This is a genomic window from Chryseobacterium sp. BGA-UO-ETr-SB22 (genome assembly GCF_059567885.1).
The window spans coordinates 14,992-30,855 of sequence record NZ_JCAQOV010000005.1; the positions used below are offsets into that span (position 1 = coordinate 14,992).

At 37.4% G+C, this 15,864-nt stretch carries 10 protein-coding genes; 8 read left to right on the forward strand and 2 right to left on the reverse strand.

Annotated elements, in window-relative coordinates; genetic code table 11:
* The first annotated feature begins 1 nt into the window (after position 1).
* From AC57AW_RS07280 to AC57AW_RS07315, 8 genes are all read left to right on the forward strand, one after another.
* Complete coding sequence (locus AC57AW_RS07280) at positions 2-3,085, forward strand: TonB-dependent receptor (RefSeq protein ID WP_496351357.1); 3,084 nt, start codon at positions 2-4, stop codon at positions 3,083-3,085.
* 155 nt (positions 3,086-3,240) lie between these two features.
* Positions 3,241-3,987, forward strand: coding sequence for a glycerophosphodiester phosphodiesterase family protein (locus AC57AW_RS07285; RefSeq protein ID WP_496351358.1), 747 nt, complete (start codon positions 3,241-3,243; stop codon positions 3,985-3,987).
* A gap of 478 nt (positions 3,988-4,465) precedes the next feature.
* Positions 4,466-7,426, forward strand: a complete 2,961-nt coding sequence (locus tag AC57AW_RS07290) for a SusC/RagA family TonB-linked outer membrane protein (RefSeq protein WP_496351359.1) — start codon at positions 4,466-4,468, stop codon at positions 7,424-7,426.
* Between the two features lie 11 nt (positions 7,427-7,437).
* Positions 7,438-8,886, forward strand: a complete 1,449-nt coding sequence (locus tag AC57AW_RS07295) for a SusD/RagB family nutrient-binding outer membrane lipoprotein (protein WP_496351360.1) — start codon at positions 7,438-7,440, stop codon at positions 8,884-8,886.
* Between the two features lie 42 nt (positions 8,887-8,928).
* Positions 8,929-10,518 carry a calcineurin-like phosphoesterase C-terminal domain-containing protein gene (locus tag AC57AW_RS07300; protein WP_496351361.1) on the forward strand — a complete coding sequence of 530 codons (1,590 nt, stop codon included), beginning with the start codon at positions 8,929-8,931 and terminating at the stop codon, positions 10,516-10,518.
* A 371-nt stretch (positions 10,519-10,889) separates the two neighbouring features.
* On the forward strand, positions 10,890-11,603 hold the full coding sequence (locus tag AC57AW_RS07305) for a 3-ketoacyl-ACP reductase (RefSeq protein ID WP_318848940.1): 714 nt from the start codon (positions 10,890-10,892) through the stop codon (positions 11,601-11,603).
* A 321-nt stretch (positions 11,604-11,924) separates the two neighbouring features.
* Complete coding sequence (gene prmA / locus AC57AW_RS07310) at positions 11,925-12,752, forward strand: 50S ribosomal protein L11 methyltransferase (protein WP_496351362.1); 828 nt, start codon at positions 11,925-11,927, stop codon at positions 12,750-12,752.
* Between the two features lie 23 nt (positions 12,753-12,775).
* Entirely contained in the window at positions 12,776-13,615 is an 840-nt protein-coding gene (locus AC57AW_RS07315) for an SH3 domain-containing protein (protein ID WP_496351363.1), read from the forward strand.
* Positions 13,616-13,954: 339 nt separating this feature from the next.
* Here the strand turns inward: AC57AW_RS07315 and AC57AW_RS07320 are convergent, their stop codons facing one another.
* Both AC57AW_RS07320 and AC57AW_RS07325 read right to left on the reverse strand, forming a co-directional pair.
* A complete protein-coding gene (locus tag AC57AW_RS07320) occupies positions 13,955-14,524 on the reverse strand; it encodes a cysteine hydrolase family protein (protein WP_496351364.1) in 570 nt (189 codons plus the stop codon).
* Positions 14,525-14,530: 6 nt separating this feature from the next.
* Positions 14,531-15,811: an MFS transporter gene (locus AC57AW_RS07325; RefSeq protein ID WP_318848936.1), complete on the reverse strand. Its 1,281-nt coding sequence runs from the start codon at positions 15,809-15,811 to the stop codon at positions 14,531-14,533.
* Positions 15,812-15,864 lie beyond the last annotated feature (53 nt).

The following is a 15,864-nucleotide window of genomic DNA, read 5'->3' on the forward strand; positions in this document are numbered from 1 at the left end:
AATGAAAAAAGTAAAGATTGTATTGGGATTATTGTTTTTAGGGCTTGGGACAATGGCGTATGCACAAACCACGCAGGCTTCTATTGTAGGGAAAGTTATCGGACCGGGAAATGCGGCTCAGGAAAAAGTGAAAGTAACGATCGTGAACGAGTCTACAGGATTCAAAACGGAAACGGAAACAAACTCAAAAGGGGAGTATATTTTTAAGGAAATACCTCTTGGAGGACCTTATACAGTGATTGTAAACGAGGATAAAAAAGAAGGTTACAATGTGAACTTCGGAGATCAGGTTACTGTAAATATGGATCTGGGGAATGAAAAGACTATTGAGGAAGTAAAAATTACCGGAAACCTTAAAAATAAGATCGGAAACCTTGGAGCAGCTACAGCAATTTCTGCTAAAAACATCAGTATGCTGCCTGTGAACGGCCGAAACTTTACCAACCTCGCTGAACTTTCACCATTAAGTGGAAAAGGAGGAAACCTTTCCGGACAGCTTGGATCTTCCACCAACTTTACGATTGACGGGATGACTGCAAAAAATCCAACTTCTGCAGGATCTACTACCAGCCGAAGCGGTGCCCCTTTCTCAATCTCTATTGAAGCAGTACGTGAATTCAAAATCACAACCAACCAATACGATGTGACATTGGGAAGAAGTGGAGGAGGAACTGTAAGTGCTGTTACTAAATCAGGAACCAATAAATTTTCGGGAAGTGCCTGGGAGTATTTAAGAACAAACTGGCTTTCTAGCCCCTATGACATCAGAGGAAACAAAAGAGATAATGATTTCTCTACTTCTCAGTTCGGTTTTTCATTGGGAGGACCCATTATTAAAAACAAATTACATTTCTTCGTAGCATGGGATCACCAGCTGGATTCAAGACCTTTGGTGATTGCAGATATCAAATCTCCGGATGACGAAAAGAGATTCAATACTACTACACAGACTCTTAATCAGTTTCTGGATATCGCAAGAGCAAAATATGGGGTAGGAAACACTCCGCAGTTCGGAACGTTTGATAAAGTAAGAAATTCTGATGCTGCATTCTTACGTCTTGACTGGCAGATCAACGAAAAGAACTTATTAACGCTTAGAAATAACTTTACTTACGACCTTAATAAAAACGGTCTTGGGGATAATACCAATATCAATTTCTTTGAATCTTACGGAAATGATAAAAACCTTGACAACAGTTTGTTATTAACTCTAAGATCAAATCTGCAGCCTAATTTAACCAACGAATTAAAGGCACAATATCTTTATACTTTCCAGGACAGTTATCAAAATAATCAATTAGGAAAACCTGTTCCGAGAGCTATTGTTGAAGGAGTCGCTTCCAGTGCAGGATCTACGAATATTCAGTTCGGAGGGCACCGTTTTGCTCAGGAAGGTTTTACAAATAATGTGTTTCAAATTGTAGATAACCTATATTATAACACAGATAAAGTAAAATATACATTTGGAGCTGACCTTATGTATACATCAGCAAAATCTGTGTACGGAAGTGAGGTGAACGGAAGATTCCATTTCCAGGGAATGAGTAATTTTGATGCAATGACTCCTTACCGATTCTATAGAGAAGTTCCTTTGATGGAAGATCCGTCTGTAAGATCAAATATATGGAACATTGGTATCTATGGGCAATTCCAGACAAAAGTAGCTAAAGGTCTTGATTTAATGGCTGGTTTAAGATTAGACTACGGAGGTTATCCAAAAGCAGAATTCAATCAGAAATTGTTTGATGAAATGGGTATCAGAACTGATAATCAGATCAAATCATTTGTGATTCAGCCAAGATTCCAGTTTGATTGGAATATCAATGAAGGAAATAAAGACTTCCTGAAATTCGGAGCCGGAATTTTCTCTTCAGATATCAACAACTATATGATCATTAACAACCTTGTATTCGATGGAAAGCATCTGGCTACAGTGGATGTAACGGGTAAAGATGTTCCGTTCCCGGACTTCAACAGTTACCGAAATGATTATAACTCTGCTCCGTCTCTTTCCCAGTATCAGATTCCAACCATTAACTATACGGGTAAAGATGCAAAAATTCCAATCGTTTATAAAGCGAATATCTCTTATACCCATTTCTTCAATGAAAGATTCAGAGCGGGAATCGCAGGATACATGGCTTTAGGTAGAAATAATTATTATTACTACGACAGAAACATGGTAGCCAATCCGTTCTTTACATTAGCTAATGAAGATGGAAGAGGAGTATTTATCCCTACAGGTGCTATTACCAATAATGCCAATAACAGTGTAAGCTTTGACTGGAAACAGGGAAGAATCAACAAAAACTTTGGAAGAGTACTGGAGTTGGTGAGCGATGGTAAAGTAAACCAGTTCTCATTCGTAATAGATACAAGTTACCGTTACTGGAAAGATGGAGAAATCACCGCAAGTTATACATGGTCTGACATCAAAGACAATACTTCTTACAACGGAAACGTAGCCAACTCTGCAACATTATCCACCATGATTCAGAGCGATCCGAGAGATTTAAGAATGACCTATTCTGATAACCAATTCAGAAATAAAGTCGTGATCTATGGAAACTCTCCTACCATTGCCGGATTTACATTAGGAATCAGATATTCAGGAATCGGAGGAACCCGTTTCTCAGCAACAACAGGAGGAAATATCAATGGTGATTTCGTAGATTCCAATGACCTTGCTTTTATCTTCCCGAATCTTACTAAATCCGTTTTGGATGATCCACAGGTAGGACAGGCTCTGAAAGATTATATCAACGAATACAACGGAAAAATCGCAGAACGTAACGGAGGTAAAAACGGTTTCTATGGAGTTTGGGATGTTCGTGTTGCCAAAAAAATTAAATTCGATAAAGTAGGTGCTTTCGAACTTTCTGTAGATATTTTCAATGTGGCGAATTTGCTTAACAAAGAATGGGGGGTAAACAACTCATATGGAAATACCTCTCTGTATAAAGTAACCAGATTTAATAAGGATACCATGCAGTACGAGTATACCAAAAACGTAAGTGGAGGAGGTCTGGTTCCAATGACAGGAAATCCATACCAGATCCAGATTGGTGCAAAGTATTCCTTCTAATAATTATCTTTTTTAATCACTGAAGACATAAAAGAAATGTAAAGAACTACGATTAATATCAGTTTAAAATCTTTTATGTCTTTGTGGTTTCCATGTTTTAATAACTACCTTTATCAGAAAGTTTCAGGACTTTTTTTAATTATCTAAATTATATTATGAAAAATTTTATCTTAGGGTTAGCAGTTTTAAGTACAGTTATGATGAAAGCACAAACCCAGATCATTGCCCATAGAGGATATTTCCAGGCTCAGCCTCCTACCACGGAGAACTCGATTCAATCATTGGAAAATGCCCAGAAATTAAAAATATATGGGTCCGAATTTGATGTAAGAATGACAAAAGATGGTGTATTGGTGATCAATCACGATGAACATCATGGTAAAATGGAAATTTCTGAAGCTACATTCAAAGAATTGGAAGCATTGAAATTATCCAATGGAGAAAAATTCCCGACCTTAAAAGATTATTTAAAACAGGGAAAAAAAGATAAATCTTTAAAACTGATCGTTGAGATCAAGCCTGCCAAGACTCCGGAAATTGAAAATGAAATTACTGAGAAAACGATCAAAATGATCAAGGATATGAAGCTGGAATCTCAGAGCGAATTTATTTCTTTCAGCCTTAATATCTGTAAAGAGATCAAAAAACAGGCTCCTTCCTTTAAAGTACAGTATCTGAATGGAGAGCTTTCCCCTGAGCAGATCAAAAAAGAAGGATTGGACGGTATGGATTACCATTACAGCGTTTTCCAGAAAAACCCTACCTGGATTGCTGAAGCTAAAACATTAGGTTTAATTACCAACTCATGGACCGTAAATGACGTTGCTGTATACGATGAATTGAAAAAGCAAGGAATCGGGTTTGTAACAACCAATATTCCTGACCAGTTAAAGAATAAATAACAGTTTAAACTTTTCACAAAGAGTACAACTGAAGAACAAAATATTCCCCCTATTCCGGAGGAATGGCGAAAATTCAAAGAATTTTTGACGGGGTGGTTTATAACACTTCTCAACCAAGCCAACAATTTACACAGTCTGCCTTTTATAAAGGGGCAGACTGTTTCTTTGTAAGGGGCTAAGCCCTTATTTTAAGTGATCACAAGAAAATAGTATAATTAGAATTTGTTTATAGTAGTGTAAATCAATGATTTGTGTGTTTCGTGTGGTATTATCTCAAGTAAAGACAATAAAGATACATAAATACAGCTGTAGACTGGTATTAAAAATACTTAATTGCTTAATTGTTTGTTGTTTAAGTATTTATGTAATGTTATTAAGGCTGGATTAATATATGGTTTAATAAATTTTTAAGAAACGTTAAAACTGTGTTAAGATCATCCTTGTAATGTCGTTCTAATTTTGCGCAAACAAAAAGTAAATGCGTAAAGAGACACAAAAACTGTTGGTTTTGTCACTGTTAGGATTCGTCAGCGTTAATCTGGCGGCTCAGCAGAAAGCTAAAAAAGACACGGTTAAAGGACTTGACGAAGTAGTAGTAACTGCTTTGGGGATCAAGAGACATGACAGGGGCTTAGGATATGTTGCAGAAAAAGTAGAAGCCAAAACATTTGAAGAAACTCAGAATAATAACTGGGCACAATCAATGGAGGGGAAAGTGGCAGGTCTTAAAGTTCAGACGGCTGGAGCGGGACCGCTTGGAACTTCCAGAATTACTTTGAGAGGAGAAAAATCCATTATGATGGATCATAACTATGCTCTTATTGTAGTGGATGGTGTTCCATTGGGAAATTCTACTACAGGTTCCGGTACAGCAGCCTATGGAGCAGGTTCTGGAGGTGATGTTCCGATCGACCTTGGAAACGGATTAAACAGCATCAATCCGGACGATATTGAATCTGTAACCGTATTGAAAGGAGCTTCTGCAGCCGCATTATACGGATCGCGTGCTGCTAACGGAGCTCTAATGATCACTACAAAATCCGGAAAAACGAAAAACGGAAAACTGAGAGTAGCCTTTAATTCTTCTTCAAGCTTTGATTCTGTATTGAAATGGCCGGACTGGCAATATGAATACGGACAGGGAACACTCGCAACAAATGCTGGAAACTTCTACTACTCGTATGGCCTTTCTGCAGATGGGCCAAGTACAGGAGGTACAAGTAGTGCTTTCGGTCCTAAATTCGCCGGACAGTATTACTTCCAATATGATCCCAATGTAATGGGACAGAGCAAGGAAAGACAACTTTGGAGACCTTATGAAAATAACATCAAAAGTTTCTGGCAGACAGGTTCTACCTACTCCAACAGTATTTCCGTAGAAAGTTCCAACGAAAAAACAAGTTTCAGATCTTCACTTACCTATCTTAATAACGAGTGGATGATGCCGAATACTGGCTTTGACAGATTCAATTTTGCCTTATCTTTTGCCCATCAGCTTACCCAAAAATTAAAAATCTCAACAAAATTTGCTTATAACACTACTACCAGTGACAACCTTCCTGCGACAGGATACAACAACCAGTCGATCTCTTATTTCATGATCTTTCAAAATCCCAATGTGGATCTTGAATGGTATAAGCCGATCTGGAAGCCGGGTCAGGAACAGGTTGACCAAATCCATCCTTTCAGCTCCTTTATTGACAATCCTTATATGATCGCTTACGAAATGGTGAATGGGGTCAGAAAAAAGACTATTACAGGAAACATTACGGCAGATTATCAGTTTAATAAAAATTTCAGTCTGATGCTGAGGTCGGGTATTGAAATTCTGAATGAAAAAAGAACCACCAAAAGACCATGGAGCTCTGCAAATTACCTGAAAGGTTTCTACAGAGAACAGTTTATCAAAAATCAGGAATATAATAATGACCTTTTATTCTCTTACAAAGCAGATTGGAATAAATTCAGTATTTCCGCCTCTGCAGGGGGAAGTATCCGTTATAATGAATACCTGATGACTGATTATCAGGCCATCGGATTGAAAACAGCAGGGGAATACAGCCTTACCAACGCTCTCAATATTCCTGTTAAATATCCTGCACCAAGAGACAAGCATGTAGACAGTGTTTATGGATTATTAACGCTGGGATATGACAATAAAATATTTGTAGATGTTACCGGAAGAAATGATTGGAGTTCTACACTTCCGAAGCAAAACAGATCTTTCTTCTATCCTTCAGTAAGTACCAGCTTCATTCTATCAGATATTTTTAACCTGAAAAGCAATAATCTGAACTTATGGAAACTGAGAGCTTCATGGGCGAAAGTAGGGATAGACAGTGATCCTTATCTTTTGGATAACTATTATACAGGAAGTAATATTACAGGAAGTGTAATAGCCCCTACTACTTTTAATAACCCTTCTCTTAAACCTGAAAAAAATACCAATATTGAAGCCGGTATGGATTTCAGTTTTTTCAAAAATAGGTTGAATCTAAATCTTACCGCTTATCAGAACGTCAGTGAAAACCAGATTATTCCTGTTTCACTGCCTCCCGAAAGTGGATATTCCAAAAGGATAATCAATGCCGGGAAAATCAGAAACAGAGGGCTTGAACTTTCAGCCGATATTTTAGCTGTAAAAGGAAAAGACTTCTCATGGAAAGTAGGAGGGAACTGGTCTACCAACGAAAACAGGGTGATGACTTTGCCCGAAGGATTTGACGGAATCGTTTCCAATGTAGGAGATGTGGTATTCTATAAAATGGAAGTGGGAGGTTCTCTGGGAGATATGTATGGATTTAAATTATTAAGAACCCCGGACGGAAAAGTAATTTACGGAGATAACGGACTTCCGGGAAGACCGGCCGATATTGAAAAAGTAGGCAATGCATTTCCGAAATGGAGAGCAGGTCTTCAGAATGATTTCAAGATCAAAAACTTTACAATAAGCTTCTCATTTGATGGTCAGTACGGTGGTATTGCTTATTCACAGTCACATCATAAAATGTCTGAACAGGGAAAACTGAAATCCACTCTTCCCGGAAGAGATAATCCTGGCGGAATGATTGTAGGAGACGGTGTTGTTCAGAATCCTGACGGATCTTTCACCCCGAATACAAAAGGCGTACTGGTATCTTCCTATTACGGAGATTATTATAGAAGAGCCAATGTGGAAACCAACAGCTTCAGTACAGATTTTATTAAGCTGAGAGATGCCAGAATTGCGTATTCTTTCCCGAAGGAAACCATAAAATCTATCGGTCTGGATGATCTTACCATTGCCATTTTCGGAAAGAACCTGTGGATGTGGACGAAGTTCCCATTGTTTGATCCTGAAGTCGCTACGCTGGACAATGCAACCATTACTCCGGGAGTGGAGATGGGACAGCTTCCAACAGCGAGAACAGTTGGTTTTCAGTTAAATCTTAAATTCTAAATCTTTTAAAAATGAAAAAAATAATCATAAATCTGACATTGGCTGCTTCTGTTTTTATGCTTCAGTCCTGTGACAGAACATTTGAAGAAATCAATACGGATACAAGCAAAATAAAAGATCCTTCTGTGGGAAGTCTTCTTGCTCCTATTCAATATGAAATGGGAAGTTATGGCTATAACAGAGCTGATGATTTCACTTTTGATATCATGCAAATTGCTTTAGACTTTCCGAATGAAGGAAACTCCTACAGCAGATATTATATGGACGAAAAAAGTGGCAACGGTTACTGGAATACTTCCTACCGATGGCTTAAGCAGGTAAGTGATCTTAGAAAATACGCAGCCAAAGAACAGAATAATAATTATCTGGCGATATCAATGGTTCTGAATGCCTGGATTGCCTCCAATCTTACCGATGCTTTCGGTGATGTGCCTTTATCTGAAGCAGTGAAGATTGAAGAAAATATTTTAAAGCCAAAATATGACAAGCAGAAAGATATCTACATACAGCTGTTAAATGATCTGAAGACGGCCAATTCACTATTCAATGCAAACCAGACATTAGCAGAAACAGATTTGTTTTATAATGCCAATAACAACAGCCAGACCGGTATTTTAGGATGGAAGAAATTCTGTAACTCTCTTTCATTAAGATTATTAACGAGAATTTTAAGCAGGAATGGTGAAGTAAACGTCCATGAAAGAATTCAGGAAATCATCAACAATCCTTCACAATATCCTGTTTTTCAAAATAATACAGACAGTGCAGTACTTCCGCTTTCAGGAGTGTCTCCATACTTACCGCCGATTGCCCGTCCTCAGGATTTTACGGCATACAGATCAGCAGGTGAGTTTTTTGTAAATGCTATGAAAGATAATAATGATCCAAGGATGAGTCTGTTTTTTACGAAAGCTAAAGCAGGTTCAGGAGAAGATCTTGGGTATAAAGGAGCTCCTTCCGGATATGCTTTGGGAACATCTTTCAACTATCAACCTTCTAATCTTAACCAAAATCTGGCGAAAGCACCATTAAAGATTCTCATCATGACCTATTCTGAAGTTCAGTTTATCCTGGCAGAATTGGTCAACAAAGGAATTATCGCAGGAAATCAGCAAACCTACTACGAAACCGGAGTGAAATCTATTATTGAACAATGGGGAGCAACAGTTCCTGCCAATTATTTCAGTAATAACAATGTAGCCTATGACGGTTCTTTGCAAAAACTGATGCTTCAGAAATACATCTCCCTGTTTTTTGTAGACCATCAGCAATGGTATGAGTACAGACGTACAAAACTGCCAGTATTACCCAATAACGGAGGACTTCAGAACGGAGGGCAGATGCCTGTAAGGTTCATGTATCCTACAGCCACAAAAGTGATGAATACCGATAATTATAATGCAGCCGTACAATCAATGGGAGGAGACAATATCAATGTGAAAATGTGGTGGAATAAATAATAAACTGAATTTAAAAATTGAATATAATTTAAAGAGTAAAACATGATGAGTATCAATATAAAATTTTTAGTGCCATGCCTGTTGGTTTCAACAATGGCATTCTCGCAAACTTCTGTTTCAGGATATGTATACGAAGACAGCAGCAAAAATCAAAAGAAAGAAAACCGCGAAAAAGGAATTGAAGGTGTAGCCGTTTCTAATGGCGTTCAGGTAGTTCTTACCGATAAAAACGGACGATATAGTCTTCCGGTTCAGGAAGATCAGACTATTTTTGTCATCAAACCTTCAGGATATCAAACTGCTTTAAACGCAAACAACCTTCCACAGTTCTATTACCATCATAAACCAAAAGGATCTCCGGCAGATTTCAAATACAAAGGAGTTGCTGCTACAGGAGATCTTCCAAAAGAGCTGAACTTCCCGCTTTATAAGCAAAACGAAAATAAAAACTTTGACATCCTTGTTTTCGGTGATCCACAGCCTTACACAGAAAAAGAACTGGATTACTTCAAAAGAGGAATCGTAAATGAAGTGAAAAACACGAAGAAAAATGCAGTGTTGGGAATCAGTCTGGGGGATCTGGTAGGCGATAATCTAAGTCTTCAGAAACCTTATGCAGACGTAATGAAAGAAGTGGGGCTGCCTTGGTATAATGTGATGGGAAATCATGACATGAACTATGATGCTAAAGAAGATCATCTTTCCGATGAAACATTTGAATCAAATTTTGGTCCTGCCAATTACTCTTTCAACTATGGTAACGTACATTTCATTATTCTGGATGATATTCTTTATCCGGATCCGAGAGATGGCAAAGGATATTGGGGTGGATTCCGTGAAGATCAGCTTCAGTTTATCGAAAACGATCTGAAATTGGTTGATAAGAATAAACTGATTGTGATATCTTTCCATATTCCGTTAGAGCATAACAATGAAGATAGCTTCAGAAATGCGGACCGTCAGAAATTATTTGATTTCTTAAATCCTTTCCAGAATGTATTGCTTCTATCAGCGCACACCCATATTCAACAGCAGATTTTCTATGGAAAAAAAGCAGGCTGGAACGGTATCAAAGAACTCCACGAATATAACGTTGGAACGACTTGTGGCGACTGGTACTCAGGAACGCCGGATGATGCCGGACTTCCTACTTCTACCATGAGAGATGGAACAGCAAAAGGATACTCATTCATCAGCTTTACAGACAATCAGTATAAAGTGAAATACAAAACAGCTGGAAAACCAGACGATTATCAGATCAAATTATATATTCCAAAAGTGATTCCTTCATCAAGAACCTCTGCAAAAGTATTGGCTAATTTCTTCATGGGAAGCAAAAAAGACAAGGTAGAATACAGAATAGATGGCGGAAAATGGGAAGAAATGGAATACGATGAAACCATAGACCCGAATTTTGCCCTTTCAGTTTTCAAATGGGATGCTACAGAGAAAATTTTCCCGGGAAGAAGACCTTCCAATCCTGAAATGTCAAAGCACATCTGGGAAGCCGATTTTCCTAAAAAATTAGCATTAGGAAAGCATAAAGTTGAGGTGAAAGCTGTTGACATGTATGGAAATGAATTTTTGGCTTCAGAAGAGTTTGAAGTACAGAATTCAATTCAGATTCCTTAAGATTTTATTTTTTTTTACTATACCTTTTTTAGATTTTGAAGCTGGTCCAAAAGACTGGCTTCTATTTTTGTTGAGGTTCTTGGAAGTCACAAAGATTATTAATGGTTAGAATATTTTAAGGTGTAATGATTTTGCATACAAGTTTATATAAAATTAAAATCGTAGATTTTTAAAACTTAAACGTACTTCTCATGCTTAAAGCTTATAGCTTAAAAGATTTAAGTGTTTAAAAACTTTTGTGACTTTTGTGGTTTAAGAAACTATAAGTTTCAATTGCTCACCCAAACCATTAAAAAACTATTAAATCCACGATTTCACCGCTTCGTAAAAATGTTCTTTTGTAACTTTGTAGTAAGAAAAGTATCATTACTATGAATATAAACGGAAAAAATGCCATCGTAACAGGTGGTGGAAGAGGATTAGGGAAAGCTGTAGCATTAGCTTTAGCCAATGAAGGAGTAAACGTTGCCATTACAGGAAGAAACGAGGAAAACCTGAAAATGACGGTTGAAGAAATCAAAAAACTGGGAGTAAATTCCGCATACGCAGTTTTTTCTGTAGACAATGAAATTCAGGTAAAAGCTGGAATAGAATCTTTGGCAGAACAATTGGGAGGTATCGATATTCTGATCAACAATGCTGGGATCGGAGACTTCGGAACAATTGAAGAAATGCCTTCTGAAACTTGGGAACAGGTCATTAAAACCAATCTTTTCGGAGTGTACTATGCTTCTAAAGCTGCACATCCATTTATGAAAGCTAAAGGAGAAGGGGATATCGTCAACGTAGCATCTACAGCTGGTTTGAAAGGAGGACCAAATATGTCTGCATACGCCGCTTCAAAAGCAGCGGTTGTATCTCTATCACAATCGATGATGGCAGAGTGGAGAAAACAAAATATCCGTGTAATCACTTTGACTCCAAGTACCATTGCTTCAGATATGAGCATCCAGGGCGGACTTACAGACGGAAATCCTGATAAAGTATTACAGCCGGAAGACTTTGCAGAATGGGTAAGAGATATTCTGAAAATGAACAGAAGAGCGTTGATCGCAAACGGTTCTATTTTCTCTACAAATCCATAAGAATTTTAAAATTTAACGTTCAGGGTTTAAGGTTGTCAGCAAAGAACTGTTAATCTGTCCTGAACAATAAGATTCAATAGGAGCGGGCTTGAGCCCGCTTTATCTTTTTACACTTTCTGTATGGCTCTAGCCGAAACTTAAAATCTTCCGCACTAAAAAATCTGTGTCATCTGTGAAATCCGTGGGATAAAAAATGTTACAAATAAACTTTCCTGCCACATTCATTCAAAAAAAACATAAAAATCCCTGGTTTCAGCCAAAACTTGCTCCATCATTTTTTTAACAATAATAACATTAGTATTTTTGCAGCAAATTAATCACATGCAAAATTATTTAGAATTCAATTTCAAAATTTCTCCATTGCAGCCTTGGAATGAGATTTTAATGGCAGAGCTTATAGAAATAGGTTTTGACAGCTTTACAGAAGAAATTGACGGAATTTTAGGATATATCCAGACTGAATTGTTTCATGAAGAGCAGTTAAAAGCACTTCCGCTTTTTGAAAACGAAAATGTAAAAATCGAATACACTTTCGAAGAAATGCCGAATATCAACTGGAATGAAGAATGGGAAAAGAATTTCTCTCCAATCAATATTGATGATAAAGTATTGATCCGAGCTGAGTTCCATGAATCCGTACCTGGAATGCATGAAATTATTATTCAGCCTAAAATGTCTTTCGGAACAGGACATCACCCTACCACACACCTGATGATCCAGCAAATGATGGACATCGACTTCAATGGTAAAAAGGTGTTGGATATGGGATGCGGAACTTCTGTATTGGCAATCTATGCAAAACAGCAGGGAGCGGGAGATACAAAAGCCATCGATATTGACGAATGGTCAGTAGAAAACTCAAAAGAAAATGCAGTAAGAAACAGTGTAGAACTGGATATTGAACAGGGAACTGCTGAAAACTTAGGAAAAGAGAATTTTGATGTTATTTTAGCCAATATCAACAGAAATATCCTGATTTCAGATATTCCGACTTATGTTTCGGTATTGAATGACGGTGGTAAACTATTGCTTTCAGGACTGTGTTTCTTTGACGTAGATGATATTCTTGAAGTATGTAAAGAAAGCGGTCTTGAACTGAAAAAGCAGTTACAGCGCGAAGAATGGGTAAGTCTTCTGCTTGAAAAATAACACACCAAAAACAAAATACGAATATGAAAACTTTATGGACGGCTTTATTAATACTGATGCTGCAATTTTTTTCAGCACAGGAAAATGAAGTATATGCAGATGGTATCTTTGGTTTTGAAGAAAATAAAACACAGAAGATTTTTACAGATTGGACTCGTGTAAGACTGGATCCCGGAGTGAATACTCAGGTTGTAGACTCATTGCAGACCAATCAGCAGGTGATAATTCTTAAAAAAGAAGAAACTGTCCTGAAGTTGGGCGAAAGAGCTGCCAATTGGTACAAAATCTCTTATCAGAAAGGAGAAAATACACTGGAAGGATATGTCTGGGGTGGTAATCTTAGTGTAGGATACCGTAACAAAAACGGGTATGATTTCCTTTTTGGGCTTTCCAAAACAATTGACAGGAAGAATAAAGAATACAATGAGATTGAAAAGAAGAACATTGCCGGAATAAAAGTAATGGAAGGAGCTATCCTCATTGATGAGGTATATTTTGATACAGGAAAAGGGGAAGAGCTAAATTCTGCTTCCTTCAATATAGAAAGCAGCCACAAACTGCAGAATGTTGAGTTAACCCTGAAAGCAATGGTTTCCGGTGATGCCTGTGGAATAGCAAGCTATGATCAATACGTTCTTTTTAAGGATAAAAAATTGATTGTCCTTCCGCAGTTGATGAACGTAGGTGACGCAGGAGCTTTTTATCACAGTGAATCATTTGTTTTTCCCAATGATAAAGGAGGCATTTCCAATGCATTTATCTTTAAAGTGGAAGATATGGAAGTGGATGAAAAAGACAGAGAGAAGAAAAAGCATTCTTCTAAGACCTATCTTTGGAACGGAAGTTCTTATAAGTTAAAATAATATTCTTAAAATAAATTAAACCGTTGTAACCACAGCGGTTTTTTTATTGTATAAATGCCAAAAAATAGGATTGGAACAAACCAATCCTACCAAACATGATTAAGTATATAATTGAGCCATAAAGGCTACAGGGAATTAAAGTGCACAAAAAGATTTTTATTGATCGTTAATCAATGTTTCCTTAATGCTAATTAAGCTAACTAAGTGACCTCTCGCTAAGTTTAGGGTGTAAAATTAGGATGTAATTGTTCCTCTCTGAGCAAAATTTAAACTGATGCTGCAAAATAAGTAAGTGAAACGGTATTTTAATGTTATGAAACGAATGCAAGAAAATCTGTTTTATATTTTCTCTGTTGATGGCAGCCAATCATTGGCCATAATAACATCAGCCTGTCTTGGGAAAACTTTATTCATGAGGAGGTTATGTACCTCTTCATCCCCGTCTTTACAGCAGTCTTCAATCACAGTGAGTCTGTAATCTTTATCCGAAGCTTCCCTTAAAGTCGATAAAACAACTCCGCTGGTAGATACTCCGGTCAGTACCAGATGCTGAATATCCAGTCCTCGTAAGACAACCTCAAGATCACTTCCAGTAAAAGCGCTGATCCTTTTTTTTGTAATTATGATATCTTTTTCATCGGGACTAAGGTCAGGATGAATAGTTGCCCATTCTTTCATATTGACATCTCCCATATGTTGCTTTAATCCTGAAAATATTTTATTGCTGGCGCTTATTTCCGGCATTCCCTGTCTGAACCCTACTGTAATATAGATAACCGGAATTTGATGCTTTCTTGCATTTTTGATAGTCTCTTTGACATTAGATACCAATTCTTGTGTGTCCGATAAATTGCTTAGTATTGATGATTGCATATCCATCACCAGTAATGCTGTTTTTTTGTTTTCCATTTTTAGTTATACTTTATTTATAAATTGTTCTTCTGATTCTTCTAAAAGTTGGCTGTTGACAGCTTTGGTCTTATTCTTTTTGAACAATAAATGTCTGAAGACAACGGCAATTAAAACACCTGCAATTCCTTCTATCAATAAAGTTTTTGGAGCTCCTATTTTCTCTGAAACAAATCCGATAAGTACACTTCCCACAGGCAGCATCCCGAATATGGCAGTCAACAAAATACTGATTGCTCTTGACCGCATTTCGGGAATCACTTCAGACTGCACAATAATGTTACAGGTGGTAAACTGTGCAACACCTCCCAATCCGGTTAGCGCCGCAAAAAACATAGACCAGTAGAAATTGGTGGCGTACGAAAAACAGATTAATCCAATACTCAGGATAGCTGTACTCAGGATAAGAATGTTCCTCATGGAGGCTCCTTTCTTCATTGAAGCCAGAAATACAGTTCCAAGAACAGCTCCAATCCCAATGAAACTAGATATATAACCGAATGTTTTAGCATCACCTTTAAAAATTTCTTTTGCATATACAGGAATTAAAGTATCATAGGGCAAGATCAATAAACCTGTAATACTCAGCATAATAATGACCAGACTGATGGAAGGTTCTTTTCTCAGATACCTGAAACCTTCAGCTAATTCTGTAAAAGTTCCCTTTTTCGTTAATTTTTTAGGAATAATTTTTATTTTCATCATGGAAATTGAGCCCATTACTGCTGCAAAGCTTGCTGCATTAATCAGAAAACAGGTTCCCGCTCCGAATTTTTGCAGAATGATTCCTGAAAGGGCAGGACCTGCTAATTTGGCGATGCTTGCCATGGCTGCACTCAGTGAAAGAGCGCTTGGAAGATCTTCGTCATCTGTTACCACTTCATTAATCATGGCCTGCCTTGCCGGAATATCATAAGCATTGATAATACCAAGAAAAATACTGAGTATAATGAAACTCCAGATGTTTTGATGCCCTGTCATTACAAGGAAAGCCAGTAAAGATGCCTGTATTAAAGATAAAATCTGAGTGATCTGTATAATTTTATACCTGTTATACCGGTCTGCAGCAACCCCGCCGAATGCTGAAAATAAAAACGAAGGGAACTGCTCGGCAAAAATAGTTAGCCCCAGCATAAATGCAGACTGGGTCATACTGTATACCACCCATACCACTGCGGTACGCTGCATCCATGTCCCGAATTGAGAGACAGAGCGCCCAAAAAAATACAATGTATAATTGGTGCTTCTGAAAGCCCGGAATGTACTGATATTACTTAATTTGTTCATTTGTTTTAAATAGACTTTTTGACAAATAATGTAAAATTGTCAAAATTTGAATA